The sequence below is a fragment of the Colwellia sp. BRX8-9 genome (genome assembly GCF_014077245.1).
In the GTDB taxonomy this organism is placed as follows: Bacteria; Pseudomonadota; Gammaproteobacteria; order Enterobacterales; family Alteromonadaceae; genus Colwellia_A.
The window spans coordinates 149070-167794 of the sequence record NZ_JACGVN010000008.1 but is presented as its reverse complement, the minus strand read 5'-3'; the positions used below and the strand labels follow the sequence as shown (position 1 = coordinate 167794).

General features: G+C 37.5%; 15 protein-coding genes. 8 read left to right on the top strand and 7 right to left on the bottom strand.

Annotated elements, in window-relative coordinates; all coding sequences use genetic code 11:
- Positions 1-146: 146 nt before the first annotated feature.
- The 3 genes from H4J70_RS09095 to rapA form a co-directional block, all read right to left on the bottom strand.
- Entirely contained in the window at positions 147-1094 is a 948-nt protein-coding gene (locus tag H4J70_RS09095) for a DUF3530 family protein (protein WP_182250966.1), read from the bottom strand.
- 106 nt (positions 1095-1200) lie between these two features.
- Positions 1201-1884 (bottom strand): pseudouridine synthase, encoded by a 684-nt coding sequence (locus H4J70_RS09090; RefSeq protein ID WP_182213885.1) that lies wholly within the window; start codon positions 1882-1884, stop codon positions 1201-1203.
- 59 nt (positions 1885-1943) lie between these two features.
- Complete coding sequence (gene rapA, locus H4J70_RS09085) at positions 1944-4871, bottom strand: RNA polymerase-associated protein RapA (RefSeq protein WP_182242300.1); 2928 nt, start codon at positions 4869-4871, stop codon at positions 1944-1946.
- 355 nt (positions 4872-5226) lie between these two features.
- Here rapA and H4J70_RS09080 point away from each other — a divergent pair, with 355 nt between their 5' ends.
- Together H4J70_RS09080 and H4J70_RS20890 are read left to right on the top strand one after the other, a co-directional pair.
- Entirely contained in the window at positions 5227-6606 is a 1380-nt protein-coding gene (locus H4J70_RS09080) for a PhoH family protein (RefSeq protein ID WP_182221744.1), read from the top strand.
- Positions 6607-6768: 162 nt separating this feature from the next.
- Positions 6769-10053 carry an ATP-binding protein gene (locus tag H4J70_RS20890; protein WP_182250965.1) on the top strand — a complete coding sequence of 1095 codons (3285 nt, stop codon included), beginning with the start codon at positions 6769-6771 and terminating at the stop codon, positions 10051-10053.
- A 42-nt stretch (positions 10054-10095) separates the two neighbouring features.
- On the opposite strand, the gene H4J70_RS09070 is transcribed toward H4J70_RS20890, so the two are convergent.
- Complete coding sequence (locus H4J70_RS09070) at positions 10096-11103, bottom strand: hypothetical protein (protein ID WP_259368032.1); 1008 nt, start codon at positions 11101-11103, stop codon at positions 10096-10098.
- A gap of 229 nt (positions 11104-11332) precedes the next feature.
- On the opposite strand from H4J70_RS09070, the gene H4J70_RS09065 reads away from it, so the two are divergent.
- Positions 11333-13114: an acyl-CoA dehydrogenase C-terminal domain-containing protein gene (locus tag H4J70_RS09065; RefSeq protein WP_182213733.1), complete on the top strand. Its 1782-nt coding sequence runs from the start codon at positions 11333-11335 to the stop codon at positions 13112-13114.
- A 194-nt stretch (positions 13115-13308) separates the two neighbouring features.
- Here the strand turns inward: H4J70_RS09065 and H4J70_RS09060 are convergent, their stop codons facing one another.
- Positions 13309-13971, bottom strand: coding sequence for a hypothetical protein (locus H4J70_RS09060; protein WP_182221746.1), 663 nt, complete (start codon positions 13969-13971; stop codon positions 13309-13311).
- A gap of 150 nt (positions 13972-14121) precedes the next feature.
- On the opposite strand from H4J70_RS09060, the gene H4J70_RS09055 reads away from it, so the two are divergent.
- From H4J70_RS09055 to H4J70_RS09035, 5 genes are all read left to right on the top strand, one after another.
- Entirely contained in the window at positions 14122-14295 is a 174-nt protein-coding gene (locus tag H4J70_RS09055; RefSeq protein ID WP_182221747.1) for a hypothetical protein, read from the top strand.
- A 20-nt stretch (positions 14296-14315) separates the two neighbouring features.
- Positions 14316-14702, top strand: a complete 387-nt coding sequence (locus H4J70_RS09050) for an MlaA family lipoprotein (RefSeq protein WP_220465260.1) — start codon at positions 14316-14318, stop codon at positions 14700-14702.
- A 158-nt stretch (positions 14703-14860) separates the two neighbouring features.
- Positions 14861-15601, top strand: coding sequence for a 1-acylglycerol-3-phosphate O-acyltransferase (locus H4J70_RS09045; RefSeq protein WP_182213730.1), 741 nt, complete (start codon positions 14861-14863; stop codon positions 15599-15601).
- Positions 15602-15612: 11 nt separating this feature from the next.
- Entirely contained in the window at positions 15613-15966 is a 354-nt protein-coding gene (rraB, locus tag H4J70_RS09040) for a ribonuclease E inhibitor RraB (RefSeq protein WP_259364676.1), read from the top strand.
- Positions 15967-16004: 38 nt separating this feature from the next.
- Positions 16005-16163 carry a hypothetical protein gene (locus H4J70_RS09035; RefSeq protein ID WP_182213728.1) on the top strand — a complete coding sequence of 53 codons (159 nt, stop codon included), beginning with the start codon at positions 16005-16007 and terminating at the stop codon, positions 16161-16163.
- A gap of 124 nt (positions 16164-16287) precedes the next feature.
- Here the strand turns inward: H4J70_RS09035 and H4J70_RS09030 are convergent, their stop codons facing one another.
- Positions 16288-17139, bottom strand: a complete 852-nt coding sequence (locus tag H4J70_RS09030) for a FecR family protein (protein WP_182230207.1) — start codon at positions 17137-17139, stop codon at positions 16288-16290.
- A 245-nt stretch (positions 17140-17384) separates the two neighbouring features.
- On the bottom strand, positions 17385-18485 hold the full coding sequence (locus H4J70_RS09025) for a phosphotransferase enzyme family protein (protein WP_182221750.1): 1101 nt from the start codon (positions 18483-18485) through the stop codon (positions 17385-17387).
- Positions 18486-18725 lie beyond the last annotated feature (240 nt).

The following is an 18725-nucleotide window of genomic DNA, read 5'->3' as shown; positions in this document are numbered from 1 at the left end:
TCTGCTGATAATGGTTAGCTAATGAATTAACTTGTATTAACGATTAAAAAGCCCCCGCTGAGGATAACTTCAGCGGGGGCTTTTTGTTGATTGTAGCTAACGGGGTAGTAACTTATTGAGATCAGCGTTTGAGTTTATAGCAGATGTTACCAACCAATAGATTTAAGCCAGCCATTTATTGACCTTAACAACGCTTTTTCAGGGTAATAGCCAATTTGATTATTGTGCAGTTCAGTTTGTCGATAATAGACTTTCATTTCTTTAACTGCTTGTGCTTTACGAATTTTAGCGGCAGAGGTCGCTAATTGCTGCTCTCTTGACAGATAGATATCTAAGAGAGGAAACTCACTGGTCGCCAGTACTTTAGCAAATGAGAGGCTTTGCTCTGTAGTATTCATATAACCACTAAGCATGACCATAGCACTTGGCGATTGTAGTTTACCGGTACTGTATAAATTGGCCAGTAATATGGCATGACTGCCTTTTGATACCACGACAAATATACCAGGATAATCTTTAGCTTTTTCCATCACCGCCGTCATTAGTTCGGTCAAATGTTCTTTGTGTGCCAGTAAGGTTTTATCATCGTCTTCGAGTTGAATCGATCGCTTTAATGCGCGAGAAGGGTAACCTAAAGGGATACTTGGTGGCTGAATAGCTATGGTTGTCCAACCTTGGCTAGGCAGTACTTTTTGTAGATAATTTAAAGCGTTGCTACTTTTTGCACTCATTCCCCAGTCAGGGAGCAATATCATTACCCCTTTTTGATTACTGGCGGTATTTTCATTGATAATGGTAATAAAGTCTTGAGCGCCAGCTAACATAGGCGTTATTTTTTCAGCCGTTAGGTAATGAGTCAGATCTTGTTCTTGTTGCAGTAGCGAATTAATAGGGGCGAAAATTTCTGGACGTTTATTAGGAGCTACTTTGCTGGCATCTCCGGATTCATCCGCTGTTTTTGTCGCCTCTTGCTGCTCTGGAACTTTTGGCTTTTCGGTTTTATTTTCTTCTTGGTATAACAATGCATAACTGTTAATAGTAACAAGGCTAAATAGACAGAAAATGATTAATGAAGCTAAAACACGTAAAGACATATGTTCCTTAAAATTATAGGCGGTGAGTACTTACCGAAAATTGTTTAATGGACGTATGATCAATTATCGGCAAATACTTTATTTTCTTAACCAGAAAAAATGCTTATCAAAGAAACGGGCAAGGAACTTTGAAAGTGAGTGTCTTTTCTATACATGGATGTGCGAGCTCTAACATTTGCGCATGCAATAATAACCGTGCACTTGCCGTAACCGCTGACTCATGTGAGTATAATCTGTCACCCAAAATAGGGTGGCCTAAAAATAACATATGGACACGTAGTTGATGAGAACGCCCTGTTATCGGGGTTAATTCAACTAAGGTACTTGGCACCGAGTTAGCATCAGTATCGCGTGATAATACTCGGTAATGGGTCAACGACTGTTTACCACGTTCATGGTCAACCATTTGTCGTGGACGATTTGGCCAGTCACAAATAAGCGGTTGATCGACCGAACCATTATCATCTTTCATATGACCATAGACACGGGCAATATAGCTTTTTTTCGTTTCGCGTTGCTGAAACATTCGACTAATTGCGACATGTGCAGGTTTATGTAACGCCATGATCAATATACCAGATGTTGCCATATCTAATCGATGAACTACCGTTGCGGTTGGCAGCACTTTATTCACTCGACTTTGTAAACAATCTTTATGAGCGGGTAAGCGACCTGACACGGTTAATAAACCACTTTGCTTGTTGAGCACCACAATATCATTATCGCGATAAATTATATCAAGGTAAGGCGACATAGGCGGGCAATAAACAAACTCTGGGTTTGGCGCCATAGGCACAACTTTTTGTTGTGCCTGCTGATCGTTTGGACTTTCGTGTTGGCTTGACATCGTTAGTTACTCACCACTATTAAACGTATCGCTTCAAATTTCAACTGTGCTTTACCTATGTAGTGGCTTAATTCACTTTGCTGTACTTTGATAAAGTCGAGCTCTTGCTGGCGAACACTTGGGTTGATAGTTTTTAGTGCTGTTAAGCGTTGAAATTCTGCATCTAGCGTTTTATGCATATTGGCTAGGGCTTTTTCTTGAATGCTCAAAACTTGGGGCTTAGCATGTGCTTCAGCTTTTGCTACTAACGGTGTTACTTGATCTTTCAAGGCTTTAACCAATTGTAGCGCTACTTGTTTTTTAACTGGTGCAAGCTGTTGATCTAGAACATTTTCACCCACTTTATCTGCCAAGTCAGTGCCATTCTTATCAACCAAAACACGTATGGGTGTCGTCGGTAAATAACGACCCAGCTGTAAGTGATTGGGAGCGGTTGCTTCGATAGTAAAAATACATTCAATAAAAAATGTTCCTGCCGGCAATGCTGGGTTTTTCAATAAACCTATGCTCGAGTTACCCGTTTGATCACTGAGCACTAAATCCATTGCGCCGCGCACCATAGGGTGGTCCCAAGTTAATAAGTGATAATCTTCACAAGCTAGCGCAGTATCTCGGTTAAAAGTAATGGTTGTACCATCATCAGGCAGGCAAGGGAAATTACCACAAAGCATGTGCTCACTGGGCTGTAAAGCGATGGCATTATCTGACTTGTCGTCTTGAGTGATACCAAAAACATCAAGTACTTGAAACATAAATTGTGGTAATTCAATTTGTTGGTCCAGTGCTGAAATTTCTTTAACTAGTTGGTGAGAGCGGCCTTGACCAGAAGAACGTAATTCTAGTAATTTATCCCGTCCTGACTCTAATTCCGCTTTAAGGGTTAAGTGCTCTTCATGGCTTTCATTGATTAACTTTTCTGCGGCTGTCGACTGCCACTGCGCCGTTAAGGCTAAATCAAACAGTTTATCACCAAACTTATCAAAAATTGCTCGGCCAGTGATACAAGTATGTTCAAAAGCGTTTAAACCATTTTGATACCAGTCAAAAAGTAATCCTTGTGCAGAGTCAGTAAAATAGGGGACATGCAAACGAATGGTTTGTGTTTGTCCAATACGGTCTAAACGACCAATACGCTGTTCTAAAAGATCAGGGTTGCTCGGTAAGTCAAATAACACTAGGTGATGGGCGAATTGGAAGTTTCGACCTTCACTGCCTATTTCAGAACAGAGTAAACATTGTGCACTGTCTTCGTCTTGGGCAAAATAAGCAGCGGCTTTGTCGCGTTCGAATATACTCAAACCTTCATGAAAGACCGCTGCACGAATACCTTCTTTTACGCGTAACGCCGCTTCTAAGTCAATCGCAGTTTGTGCATGCGCACAAATGACCAATAACTTTTCTTTTTTCAATGTTTGTAAAAGTTCGATTAAGTAGTCAACACGAGGGTCGATATCAGTCCAATTTTCATGGCTGTTTAACGAAAACAAAATTTCAGGCGTAAAAACTTGTTTAGCTTGAGCCAAGGTTTTTAAATTTTCACTAGTGTCCGATAATAAAAACTCATTGATTTGCTCTTGATAAGCCTCTGGTAAAGCTAAAGGCGTAGAATGCAATTCACGCTCAGGGAAACCTTTTATGGTATTTCTGCTGTTTCTAAAAAGAATACGGCCAGTGCCATGACGGTCGAGTAGTTGTGTTAGCACTTGTTCTCGTGATGCATCTTGCGCGAGTATTTCATTATCGCTGGGCAATGCTATATTGATGTTTATTAAATGTTGACTGATATCAGTTTCTTTTAATAGCTTAGTCAATGTTGCTTGTTGTGCTGGCGACAAAGCATCTTTAGCAACCAAAGCATTGGCGGCATTGGCGACTTCAGTATAATGGCTTTCTTCTTCTGTAAATTTTTGATAATCAAAGAAACGGTCAGGGTCAAGCAAGCGTAAACGTGCAAAGTGGCTTTCATGACCAAGTTGATCTGGTGTTGCTGTTAATAACAAAACCCCAGGGATAGTCTGGGCTAGTTGCTCAATACATAAATATTCAATGCTAGGGTTGTCTTGATGCCAATTTAAGTGGTGAGCTTCATCAACTACCATTAAATCCCAGTCCTCAGCAATGAGCTCTTCATACCACTCTGGATTTTTGGTAACAAAATCTAGATTAACCAAAACAAGTTGTTCAGTACTAAATGGATTTTCTTGTTCACCTGAGTTTTTTATTTCTTGGCAACGTTCACTATCAAAAATACTAAAATGTAAGTTAAAACGGCGTAACATTTCTACCAACCACTGATGCATAAGTGATTCAGGCACAATAATTAAAATACGTTGTGCACGACCGGTAACAAGCTGCTGGTGAATAATGAGGCCAGCTTCAATGGTTTTACCTAAACCAACTTCATCGGCAAGTAACACGCGAGGTGCAAATCTACAGCCAACTTCTTCAGCGATATAAAGTTGATGGGGAATTAAACTGACTCTGCCACCACTTAAACCCATTAATGGCGATTGCTGCTGAGTATGCTGGTGTTTTAAGCTATCTTTGCGTAAACGAAACCAGTCGAGACGGTCAACTTGACCATTAAGCAATCGATCGTGCGGTTTATTAAATTTGATAAAGTGGTCAATCATCACTTCTTTTAGTGACGTTTCTTCACCGGTATCTTGGCGCTTACCATGGTAAGTGAGTAAGTTGTCAATATCTTCAACCTCTTCAACGATAAGCATCCAGCCTTCGTGGCTAGGAATACTATCCCCTTGGTTGAAAATAACACGTGTTAATGGTGCATTTGCTATGGCATATTGGCGCGATTCACCGGTAGCGGTAAATAAAATAGAAACAAAACGGTGTTCAACCGTTAGTACCGTGCCTAATCCTTGATCCGACTCTCCGTCACTTATCCATCGTTGACCAGGGTAAAAAACCATATAAAAACTCCAAAAATTAAAACCTTGCACGATTTTTAAAAACTTGTGCAACAGAACACGCCAATACGGCATTAAAAAAGGGCGCTATAGTAACGTTAATCATAGTTAGGATCACCAAAAAATGCCGAGAATTTACAAAAGGCGGCAATAAAGTTTGTCTGAGGACAAATAATCTTTCGATGCCACTTGCCAGTGATAAATTTAGCTGGCAAAGTAAAGTTATCATTCACGTAATAAGGTGATCGGTAAAGGTATAGTTACTGTTTTTGATTTTTTAGTCGCAGTTGAAGACTAAGTGATTAAGCTTACTTAACGATTCTTCTGTGTCACGTTAACTTAGATAGGAGATCTTTGTATGAATGATGAAAAAATTCTTTACGTATTAGACACAAATATTTTATTACACGAACCTTTCGCTTTTCTCTCTTTTAAAGAGCACGACGTGGTCGTCCCCATGACTGTGCTTGAAGAATTAGACTCCATTAAAGACCGCCGCAAAGATGTTAGTCGAGATGCCCGTGTTGCGATACGTGCACTTGAAGATATGCTTGTCGATGCCACTCCTGAAGAAGTACTTGCGGGTGTTAAATTACCTCAAAATGATGACGAACATCCCAGTGGTTGTTTATCAATCTTTAATGATTATACCTTAGAGCAAAAAGCTGGCCGGTTATCTTTTAATGAAAATGACAATCGTATTATTAACGCGGCTTTATACCTACAGGAAAAAAAGGCGCCCAATAAAGTTGTCTTGGTCACTAAAGATATTAATATGCGCTTAAAAGCTAAAGGCGCAGGTTTGGCTTATGTTGAGGATTACCGTACAGATCAGCTTATCGATGATATTAAATTTTTAACGAAAGGCTATCACAAGTTTGAAGGTGACTTTTGGCAACATGTTAATGAGTGTGAAAGTGAAACTGAAGGCCGAAATACCACCCACTATGTTAAGCGTGATGTCCTTCCTAATACTTACATGAATGAATATCTTATTGATGATAGTGAGAACTTTGCCGGCAAAGTTACTGGTTGGGATGACGAAAAATTGTCGATAATGGATTTAAGCCGAGACCGTTTAATGGCAAAACAAGCGTGGGGGATCCATCCAAAAAACATTTACCAGGGGATGGCATTGGATGCTTTACTTGACCCAAGCATAGATTTAGTGATTCTTACTGGGCCAGCAGGTTGTGGGAAAACACTGCTAGCGCTGGCGTCAGCGCTTGAACAAGTAATAGAACGTGGCCTCTATGATAAAGTCATCGTTACGCGCAGTACTCCAGAAATTGCTGAGTCTATTGGCTTTTTACCCGGAACAGAAGAAGAAAAAATGGCGCCTTGGCTCGCGGCTATTACCGATTCATTAGAAGTGTTGCATAAACAAGATGAAAATATGAATGGTAGCCTTGATTACATAATGGAAAAAGCCAATATTCAGTTTAAGTCAGTGAATTTTATGCGCGGCAGAAGTATTCAAAACTCTTTGGTTTTGCTCGACGAATGTCAAAACTTAACGGCATCGCAATTAAAAACAATTATCACTCGTTGCGGTGAGGGTACTAAGCTGGTTTGTTCAGGTAATCTTGCTCAAATTGATAGTAATTATTTAACGGCGGTTACGTCAGGGCTAACCTATATTGTTGAACGTTTTAAAGACTTTTCAGGTAGCTCAACTATTAATCTAAATGGTGTGGTGAGAAGTCGATTAGCCTCTTTCGCCGAGGAAAACTTATAGGGTCAGCTGATTTTATAGGTAATATTTAAAGGCTCATTTTTGAGCCTTTAGTTTTGATAATTGACCGACTTAGCCGTGCGACTAGTTATCAAAGACTATTTTAAGTAAGATGTATTAATTGTTATAAATTAAAATTATCTGAATAAATATAAGGTTGCAACAGTGTTTGATAAGTCCTCCAAAGAACAGGTGTTTAGTCGTTACAATCGTTCTGTTTTGGCTGTGTTTATCGTAATAACATTGATTGCTATGTCGATAGCGTCTTACCGATATTTTATTGAGTTAGATTCATATCAGGCACGAGAACTTCGCACCTTAACTACACGTGCTAAGCAGTTAGAAAACACCTTGGTTTTGGGGTTAAAAAGTATTGCTGGCATTAAAAAATTTGCTAATTATCATCTTTCTTTCCCCGAAGAGTTACTTGCTACAACCCCGCCACTTGAACAAGACGGTAATGAATTCTATTTAAAGAAAAATAGCCGAGATTCTTTTGCTCATCGAAAAAATTACCGAGGAAGTATAACGGGTATCGGGCAGGTTGCTGATTTTGATGAGTTACAAAAGCAAGAGCTGGCAATGGCAAATGCGTTAACGCCAGCATTTATTATTGCCAAAAATTCAATTAAAGAATCTAATTGGTTTTATTACATCTCTTTAAATCAATTTGTTAGCCTATATCCTTGGATAGGGCGTGATAGTTGGCGGTTCTCAGAACATAACTTAAATAATGACAATATCAATAGCATTAAAACGCTATTGCCTGGCGACGACAATTTCTTTTGGTCACCACCTTATTTAGATTCAGCAGGTAAAGGCTTGAGTGCTTCGTTAGGCACAGCTGTCTATCGTAATCGATCACTCGCTGGCGCGGTGCTAATGGACTTTAGTTTATCAAGTTTGAGTGATGGTTTGCCTGATATTAGTAAACCTAATCAAGCGTTAATATTGCTTGATGAAAAGAACAATATTCTCATCCACAAAACGGCTGATAATCAAGCCTTATCAACCAAGCTGACTTGGCAAGATATTGCACCAAAGCAATTAGCAAGTTATTCCTATCAGCGCATTAATCAATTACCCGACAGTCACAAAGAGGGCACTTGGCTCATTCAAAAATATCAACTACCTATTAATGGTTGGGTTCTCCTTAAGTACCAACCTTATCAAGAATTTACTGCCTCTATTTTTAATCGATTTATCTTGATGCTGGTTTTGTTTTTTGTCGGGCTATTTGCCTTTATGAGTATCATCTATATCGTAACGCGCAAAACCTTTATGAAGCCCACTAAAGAATTTATTAATCATATTGAACATTGCTCACATGGTGATCCAGGTAAAGTAAAACCTCCAGCGGACTGGTCATATTGGTTTAAAATTGTTGAAGATATTTTTGGACAAAATCGTACTTTATTGCAGCAAATGAAAGATCAAAATGTGATTCTTGATACGCGTGTTAACGAAAAAACCCAAGCGTTACGCCTTAAGAGTGAACAACACCAACGTGACTATGCTTTGCTGCGTTCGGTGATGGATGCTATTCCTGATTACATCATTTTTAACGACTTAGATGGCACCATGATGGGGTATAACAAAGCGTTTGAAAACTTTGTTCAAGCAGGCTCACTAGATTTAATTGGTAAGTGTAGTAATGAAGTAGTCAGTGTCGAGTTAGGTCAGTCATTAGTCGCTATGTCTGAAGCGTCATTAACACGGTCAACAGAACAAGGATTAGCACAGGTTGTTGAAACACCGGCTAATACTTATGAGGTGTTTAGTAACCAGTTATATAGTCAAACCGCTGAAATTGTTGGCACTATCAATTTAGTACGTGATGTTACCGCGCAGTATTCGGCGAATGTCGCTTTGGAACAAGCAAAAAACCAAGCTGAATATGCTAACCAAGCAAAAAGTCAGTTTTTAGCTAATATGAGCCATGAAATACGCACGCCGATTAATGCGATTAAAGGTATGCTATTTTTATTAGCGAGAACACGTTTAACGAATGAACAGCAGCAACATATATTAAATGCTGAAGGTGCCTCTGTGTCCCTTTTACATTTGGTTGATGAAGTGCTTGATTTAGCCAAAATAGAATCTGGCAATATGTCTGTTATAAAAATGCCCGCCAGTATTGACAAAATAGTCGATCAAGCCGTTAAACTTAATATCGGTATGATCAGTGAAAAACAATTATCTCTAAAGATAAATGTTGCGGTTGATGTGCCAGATATTGTCTTAACTGATGATATGAGATTGGTGCAAGTACTAACAAACTTACTTAATAATGCAATGAAGTTCACCCACCAAGGTGAAATTTCACTAACAGTTGAAAAAGTTAATACGGGCAATGATGCTGCAGGCACCACCTTTGATGACTCACAGGTTTTAGTACGCTTTATCGTTGCTGATACAGGTATAGGTATAGCTCAAGAAAAACAAGGTCACTTATTCGAAGCATTTCGTCAAGCAGATGAATCGATGACCCGCGAATATGGTGGTTCAGGATTAGGATTATCTATTTGTCAGCAAATTATCAATCTTTTATCGGGTGACATTTCCTTGAAAAGTGACTTAGGTAAAGGCACTAGCTTTACTTTTGTTTTACCTTTTAACGTTGTTGAAAATAAAGCATCAAGCAAAAAATCAGCACTGACCTTGTGCAGTTATTCTCAAGAATTATCTGAATCGTTAATAGGTCATCTAGCGGGTTCTCAAATAAGCCATGTTAATATCACGGCGTTATCGGAACTCGACAAATATAAGAACAATGAAAATGTAGTGCTGATTATTGACGAACAAAGCATTAATAAATATCCAGAAAAAATATATCAAAGCTGTCTTGATAACCAGATTTTATTAGCGATAAGTCATCCAATGGCTAAAGGTATTTCCAGTGAAATCATTGAACGTATTGAGGCATTAAAACTTTCTTATATCTTGCTAGAAAAACCACTTTATCGAAGCTTTATCAGTAAGCTATTTTCAGTCATAACAGCTAGAGAGCTTGCGGCTGAAGCAGCCATTAACGAATCGATTCCTTTGCAAAGCCAGTCGCAAGACATTGATAATTTAAAAGGTATTAATGTTTTATTGGTTGAGGATAATTTAGTTAATCAGTTGGTGGCAAAAGAGCTATTAAAAACGATGCAAGCCAATGTCATTATTGCGGGTCATGGTAAAGAAGCGTTGGAAATATTGACCGATAAGCAGCACTATATTGATGTTGTGCTTATGGATATTCAAATGCCGATCATGGATGGTTTAACAGCGACTAGACAAATACGCCAACAAAAAGAATTTCATAACTTACCCATTATCGCGATGACGGCGCACGCCCGTGAAGAAGACAAGCAGAGAAGCTTAGCAGCGGGTATGAATAAGCATATGGCAAAACCTATCAGTGCTGAATTACTACTTTCGAGTATTTTAGACGTGCTTAATTAATTGCAACAACTCATAGTTATTCACATTAATAACAGCTCGGTGTTATGGTTCCTTACCCACTACAGTCGTATTATTAAGGTCTGTTTTTAATGCTCGCTTTACCTTTTTATGGAACCGCTCTGCTGTGTAATGCCCGTTACCTACCGCTAACTCTGAAGCGGGAGCTATTTTCCCTAAAGGTAAAAGCCTAGGCCCTGTTGGCTCTGCTAGCACATACGATATGCCATCAATAACAACTGTTTGATCATTTGCTTGCACAGGCATTTGAATACCGAGTAAAGCGTGATTATCAATAAAGACTAGAATCATTTTTATACGTGGCATTAGGCTACGTAAAATTGCCGCTGTTAACGTGACTTTACTGTCGCAATCACCTTGGTTTTCCCATAATAACTTTAATGGTGGATTAAAACCTGTTCCAGAGGCGGTTACTCTTGATTCTAAAGTTGCATAGGGAATACTTTGTATAAATCCTAAAACATAGTCGGTAACTTTTCGAATGTTTTTTATTGAAAACTTTTTAAGAATAATAGGCTTTACCGGCTTTAAATCAATGCTGGCAATATTTGCAAATCGTCCATGGTCTGGTTTTACCGCGTTAATTTGATCATGAGTTATAAATTGATGATAGTAATTATCTGCTAAATATTGATCACTTAACGCTTGCTTTAACTCATAAACTCTAGCGTAGGCGGCATTGATTGTTTGGTTGTTTCGTCCTTTTATGACAATTTCATCATTTGTGGAATTTTTATTAAAATCAATCATTACACCGCGGATAGGCTCTGCACGTAACTTCTTTTGTAGGGCATTATTAATTGAATATTTTGCCATATCAGCTTTAAATACTTTGAAGTTTCTAAAACGATCGAATATTGCTTTTTTAGCCAGTAAAAATTGTAGGCTTTGTGTTTCACCCTGATAATCAAGCCATTGATAATTAAATTGGTAATTATCTCCTTTTTCTACTTTTGAAAAGGCGAGTTGTTCGGCTAAGGCCAAAGAGGGCATTAAACAGCAAAGCGTTATGCATAAAAATTTAGTTAACATAGGAGAAGTCATCGAAAATAATCAAACCACTAGCAAAGATATTACCTATGCTAACATTAACGCATTTTTACTTTTCATACCAATCAACAAAAGATGACTTAATATTTATCGTTGACGCTTTACTTTTAAGCAGATTTTGCTATATTCAAACGCATGTTTGAAATGATTGTTTCAAAAGTTAAATTACAATGTTATTTGTCGTAACATTTAAAAATATTAGGGGAATACCGTGGCTGATTATCAAGCACCATTAAAAGATATGAATTTTTTGTTATATGATGTTTTTTCAATGGAAGCAATGTGGCAGTCAATGCCTACCTTATCAGAGCATGTCGATCGCGAGACCGCGCAAGCCATCTTACAAGAATGTGCAAAAATAGCTGAGCAAGAAATTGCCCCGCTTTCACGCCAAGGTGATGAAATTGGTGTAAGTTTCAATGAAGGTAAAGTAACAACCGCTCCAGGTTATAAAGAAGCATTTAAAACTTACGCTGATGGTGGTTGGACAGGCTTAGGTGGCGAACCTGACTTTGGTGGTATGGGTATGCCTAAAGTGATCACGGCATTACACGAAGAAATGCTCTGTTCAGCAGATATCGCCTTTTCATTATATCCAGGGCTAACCGCTGGCGCTGGCTTGTCGATTGCTAAGCATGCGACAGACGAATTGAAAGAGCGCTATTTAACACGTTTGTATGCAGGCGACTGGATGGCAACCATGTGTTTAACTGAGCCTCATTCTGGTACTGATTTAGGATTGATTTACACTAAAGCTGTTCCTGAAGACGATGGTAGCTTTGCCATTAGTGGTACAAAAATATTTATTACTGCTGGCGAACACGATATCACTGAAAATATTGTCCATTTAGTATTGGCGAAATTACCCGGTGCGCCAGCCGGCCCTCGTGGTATTTCATTATTTTTAGTCCCTAAATATCAAGTCAATGACGATGAGTCATTAGGTGATTTTAATAATGTGAGCTGTGGTTCCATTGAACATAAAATGGGTATTCACGCTTCAGCAACTTGTGTAATGAATTTTGATAGCTCAAAAGGTTACTTAGTTGGCGAAGAGAATAAAGGCTTAGCCTGCATGTTCACTATGATGAATTTTGAACGTATTGGTGTTGGTATTCAAGGTATTGGTGCGGCAGAACGTTCTTACCAGAATGCTTTAGAATATGCAAAAGAACGCTTACAAGGTCGTTCATTGTCAGGCGCTAAGTATCCAGAGAAAGCAGCTGATCCTATCATTGTTCATGGTGATGTACGTCGTATGTTACTTAACATGAAGGCATTAACTGAAGGTTCACGCGCATTGTCTACGTACATTTCAATGACACTGGATATGGCAACCTATGGCGAAGGCGAATTAAAAACTAAGGGTGAGAGTTTATCAGCTTTAATGACTCCTTTAGCGAAAGCCTTTTTTACCGATTTAGGTCTTGATAATACCGTTGCAGGTCAACAAGTCTTAGGTGGTCATGGTTATATCCGTGAATGGGGACAAGAGCAGCTGGTTCGTGATGTTCGTATCGCGCAAATATACGAAGGCACTAATGGCATTCAAGCGATGGACTTATTAGCAAGAAAAGTAGCCGCTAGTAAGGGCGAGTTAATGCAGACTTTTATCAATGAAGTGAACACTTACATTGAACAAACTTCTGCCGATAACATGCAAGAATTTATTCAACCTTTAAAAGATGCCAATATTGATTTAGCTGAATTAACTCAGCATATCCTTAAAGCAGCGCAAGGGAATATTGAAGAGTTAGGTACATCGGCTAACGATTACCTGCATGTATTTGGTTACACAGCAATGGCATTTGTTTGGGCTAAAATGGCTGAATCCGCTTTGGCTAAAGAAAGTTCAAGCGATGAATTTTATGAAAGTAAAATAAAAACAGCACGCTACTACTTCGCACGTTTGTTACCACGTCGTTTGTCATTGACTGCGTCGATAAAAGCTGGTTGTGATACTTTGTTTGATATTGATGAAAGCTTATTCTAGTCAGCTAAAGTAACATTAAATAGCATGATAAAAAAAGCGCTACCATTTTATGGTAGCGCTTTTTTATTGATCTCACAGCGACCCTTTTTGATTACGTCATTCTATTGATCTTATAGTGACCTTTGCCATTCTAATGATGTTTTAGCGCCTCTTTTGTGGTGACGAAATTCTATTGATCTTACTGCGACCAAAGATTAAAAAATATAGGTGGTACCAAATATCGCTACTTGTTCTTTTTGAATATTATTAATAGGTAAATTGTTTGTAGAATCTTCATGAGCTGTTGATGTTAACCCTCCGCTCACATACCAGTTATTGTTTATTGAATATTGACCTAGAATACCAAACCTAGCATAGGATTTTGCGCCGTTAATATCTCTGGAAGATACTTCGCTTGAAACAAAGTCATTACTGTAAAACTGGTAGATTGAGTGATCACTTAAAGACTCTATTTTTGCAGTAACAAGTAAGGCAAAATTTTCTTGTTGTAGTACTCGGTAACTGCCTTGAATAAAAAAAGTCTGTTCATTAATTTGATCAAGCCCCTGGTGTGAAAAACCACTTTGGGCACTAAAAGCTTTATTATCAAAAACGATCGCTATTTGGTGAGTTTCAGATTTGTTGATTAATCGTGTCTCAGATGGGGCAGTGGCTTTGCTTGTCAGAGGGAACCCTATGGCTTCTAAATCATAACCTTTATCTAAAGCCTCAAAAATTACCGCCGAATTGGCCCAGTCACTAATTAAGGATCCCTCTATAGGGCTTGGTACTATTTTTTCATCGTCGTAGGCTTGTGCATTAGGTAATACACTTAAGGTAAATAGTAGTGATAGCATCCATTTTATCAATATTTTCATGAGATAACCTATTCCAAAAAATTAATGTTTTTATTATTTTAATTAACTTTTACTAGATGTTAACTATAGGCAAGTATTGAAAAAAAGGCGTTATATTTAGCTTAATAAAATATTGAGTGTGAAATAATTGGCTTTAATGACCCTATTTATTTGTCTTTTATTGAAGGTAATGTCGAAGCGCCTCGAGTGAAGTTGTCTTTAGCCTATCAAAAAATAGCGGTTACTAATCGATATGACGATCCTTGGCAAGGGTTCAATCGACGTATGTATGACTTTATGCAAAAACAGACGAATACATACTTTACCTGTTGTTGCTGGTTATAAAGCGATAACACCTGACTTTGTTGAAAGAGCGGTTAGTATTTTTTTACAAACGTAGGAGAGCTTTCTGTTTTTATCAACGCACTTTTACAAGTAAACCTAGTGTTGGCGTTGAAACTCTTGGTCGTTTTGCGGTAAATACCACTCTTGGTATTTTTGGTGTATTTGATGTAGTAACGAAAATAGGTCTAGATAAACAAAATGAAGACTTTGGTCAAACACTGGGTTTATGGGGCATTGCCCCAGGACCTTATTTAGTTTTGCCTATACTAGGCCCATCTTCGTTACGTGATGCTTTTGGGGTAGGAATTGATATGCTTGCCTTGCAAATCGTTATTGATGAATTAGATGCCAGTGGTGATAAAGAGATATTACTGACTTTTTTACGCAGTATTGATATGAGCGTTTAAAAGTTCTTTATATGAAATATAGAGAAATTCAAATAGCCCGATAATTTCCATTAGATAAATAATAGCTGTTTACCCCCATTTTAGTTAATAAAAAGGAATTTTGTTGTCGAACATCTATAAGGTATACTGCGCCGATATATAATAATTAGGATGTAAATTTGTTAGCCATAATTCGCTTTATTGTCATGACACTAGCTTTAGTCTTTATTTGTTGTGCTGCTTGTATTTATAGTATTTTACGACCCTTTCATCGTAATAATGTCTATCATACCTCACATTATCTGAGTAAGGTCTCTACACTTTTAGGCCTAACTATTGAGGTTAGAATACCAGAAAGTATTAAAGATATTGGACCAGCAGTTTATATATGTAACCACCAAAATAGCTACGATATTTTTACTGTTAGTGCAGCTGTTCAGCCTTCTACTGTTAGTGTTGGCAAAAAAAGTTTAAAGTGGATCCCTTTTTTCGGCCAAATGTATTGGTTAACGGGTAACATTTTAATTGATCGTTCAAATTCAAGTAAAGCCATTAATACCATAGCGTTAACTGCAAAAAAGATTACTGAAAAAGAGTTGTCTGTGTGGTTATTTCCAGAAGGAACTAGAAGTAATGGTAAAGGTTTACTGCCTTTTAAAACTGGCGCATTTCGAACAGCGCAACAAGCAAATGTACCTATTATTCCTGTTTGTGTTAGTAATTTACACGGCAAGATAAAATTAGGTCGTTGGAACAACGGTAAATTGATTATTGAGCTATTAGAGCCTATATATTTTAATAACCAAGCTAAAGAAAGTATTAGAGAAGTCGCTAACACCGCCCATAAAAGTATGCTTGTGAAAATTGCTGAGCTCAGTAAAGAGTCTGGAAACGAGCTAATCCTAAAAAATAAAGTTTAAAAATAGAGATCATGATGATAGATGAAGATTTGCAACAATGGCAAGATCACACCAATAATTTAGTGAATGCCCTTATCGAAGATGGTACCAACGAAGAGGTACATCACACTATTGAGCATCATTTTTCTAGTACAGATTTTGATCTGCTAGAAAAAGCGGCTATTACCGCTTTTAAAATGGGTTTAGAAATAGAAGACCCTGAAGAAGCCGAGCTAGAAAATGGTGATAAAGTTTTTGCTTTTGATATTATTACTGAACAACCGCTCGATGAAGAGATTATTTTCGAAGAGACTAAAAAAATGTTTGAGTTAGCCAGCCTTTGTAAAGTTGATTATGATGGTTGGGGGACTTATTTCGAAGAATAACCGTTAAAGCTTAATTAATAATTTTAAAGGACTTACTGATGGGATGGTTAGAAACACTACTTAATCCGGCAACACTCGCATTATTAATACCCATTATTGCTATTGTTGGCGCCTTTTCTGTTAATGCATTGAAAGCGCATCATAGGCACCAAGAGCGAATAGAAAAAATTAAGCAGGGTCTTGACCCTGATAGCTAATATTAATAATTTAATATGCTCAACCTTAAAACCTAAAAAAGCAAAGTCTTAGCACTTTGCTTTTTTAGTAAATGAGATAATACTTTTAAAAACGGTATTCGGCGCCAGCTTAGCAATAAATGCTTTAGTGATTTTCTTCGGTGTTTAGGCTTAAGCGAATGATGTTATTATTTACTTTTTCGAATTGAACATTAAAGTTGTTTTTTAAAGATTCAAGTAGCCCATCGATATCGTTAGCTTTAAAGTAGCCTGATACTTTTGTTTGGTTGAGTTTACTATCAATGATTTCAAACTTTATGGTGGTATAGCGACTAACTTCAGTTAAAGCTTCATCTAAGGGTTGACCATTAAAAACTAACATACCTTGTTGCCAAGCGAGTACTCGCTGAATTTGTTCAAAAGACGTGCTTTTATTTGCAGTGAAGGCACTATTTTCTATGGTGGCAATTTCACCTGACGCAATCACTACCCCAGGCAAATTTTCTGTTGTTAACCTTGTTTGTTGTTTAACTAATTTATCGATGGGCTGGTATGACTCGGTAATTAAAACACGGCCTTTGGTCACAACAAGCTCGATATTTTTGTTTGATTTTTTTTCTATATTAAAAATGGTCCCTAAGGCGGTAAATGATCTTTCACCCACCATGACCATAAAGGGTCGACTTTTATCTTTAGTAACATCAAAGCTCGCTTCGCCTTTTATAAGCGTTAATAAGCGCATTTTTTTTGAAAAATTGACTTCGATTAGGCTATTGGTGTTGAGCTTAACTCTTGAACCATCAGAGAGCGAGAATCGAGTCTGCTGACCAATGCCAGTTTGCAATGTGCTTACTTCCACAAATTGTTGTTCATTATCGTTTTTAGTAAATGTTGTGATGTTATTAACTAAGTTACTGGCAATTATCAATATAAATGCAATGCTTGCTAACATGGCGTATTTAACAAACCTTGGGGTGACGTTATTATAGCGAGCCATTATTATTCTTATTATTATATTTTGAAAATAATATAGGTTAAAAAACAAACAATAACAACAAGGTCAAACTCGTCAAATATAAGATACTTTATTGGATTCTTCACTCATTATAACTTGTGTCTCTAATCGCAAAAGTGGCAAAGTAACACTCAATAAAGAAGGTAGAATTGATTGATTAGCAGGTCGTGTCGCCTTTAATATAACTTTACCCCGTTTATAAGTCTGAACAAAGGCAACAGCAGGGGTTAACTTATGGCGAGGGCACAATCAGTGGTTATTTTATTCAATTTTTCACGATCCTTATGTAACAACTGATAAAGGTTAAGCTGATTTTTAGCACGTTCTACATTATGACTTCGATGCTTAACATGAAAGTAATTATCTCCATCTAGATAATCAGTTAAGAATCGAACGCCGAGCATAAAAGGTAATAATTGTGCGCCAATTGTTAAGCTTTGTCGTTCAAGTGCCGACATTTTGTCACCAAAAGCTTCTATGTAGCCTTGCGCTAGCGCGCTGTAAATATCAAATCTAACGGCCATCTTTGTTAAATTTTTGCCATCTTCAGGTAAATTTGAACAGCAAGTTCTTACCATGTCACCAAAGTCATGCATAAGATATCCTTGCATGCAGGTATCTAAATCAATGACAGCAAGTGGTTGGTTGGATTTAGTACAAAATAATAAATTATTAATTTTAGTATCGTTATGGGTAACTTGCAGCGGAAGTTGTTGGGTAAGGCTAGCGACTTCATCAATAAAAACTTGCTGTGCAAAACAAAAATCAACGAGTGCTTGGCATGAAGATAAACGCTGCTTAGCATTGGTATTGACTACCGTTTTTAAATCATCCATTCGTTTAGATAAATTATGAAAGTCAGGAATGGTTTCGGTTAATGATGTTGCAGAAAAATCACTTAATGCTGCTGTAAATTGCGCAAAAGCTGAGCCAACCTGCCGTGCTTGTACGGGGTTTTCAACTTCTTCAACAGTAAAACAGTTCGGTATGTAGCCAATAGCACGCCAGTACTCTTTGTGTTCATCAATAACAAAAGGTTGTTTATCGATAGTTGGTATTTGCCATATTGGCGATAGCGAATATAAATTCTGCTGCTTTTTTGCTAATAAATGTTGGTTAATCAATTCCGCATTATTAATGACGTCTTCTGGCTTTTTGAAAACGTTTTTGTTTATTCGTTGTAAAACAAAATTATCGTTAATATTCCGCACTAAGTAAGTGCTATTAATTAAGCCATTCCCTAAAGGAGATACGCTACATTGATCAACAGAACATCGATAGTTCGTTAGCACTTGTTTTAGGGAGGTGTTATTAACAACTTTACTCATAGTTATTTACTGCTAGTGTTTAGTTTTGAAAAATAAAAAACAAAATAGTCCTTTATTTTAAAAGGCTTTAGTTAATTTTATCAAGATGAAATCAGGCGGTATACTAATAGAAAGTTATAAATATGGGAAGTTAAAGCTTTAGCATTACTCATATTTACCGTAAGTAGGGGGTGGCAACTAACTTAATAGGGTACTAATGCAAAATAGCAGTCACCAATTGGCCATTCTTTCTGTAAATGA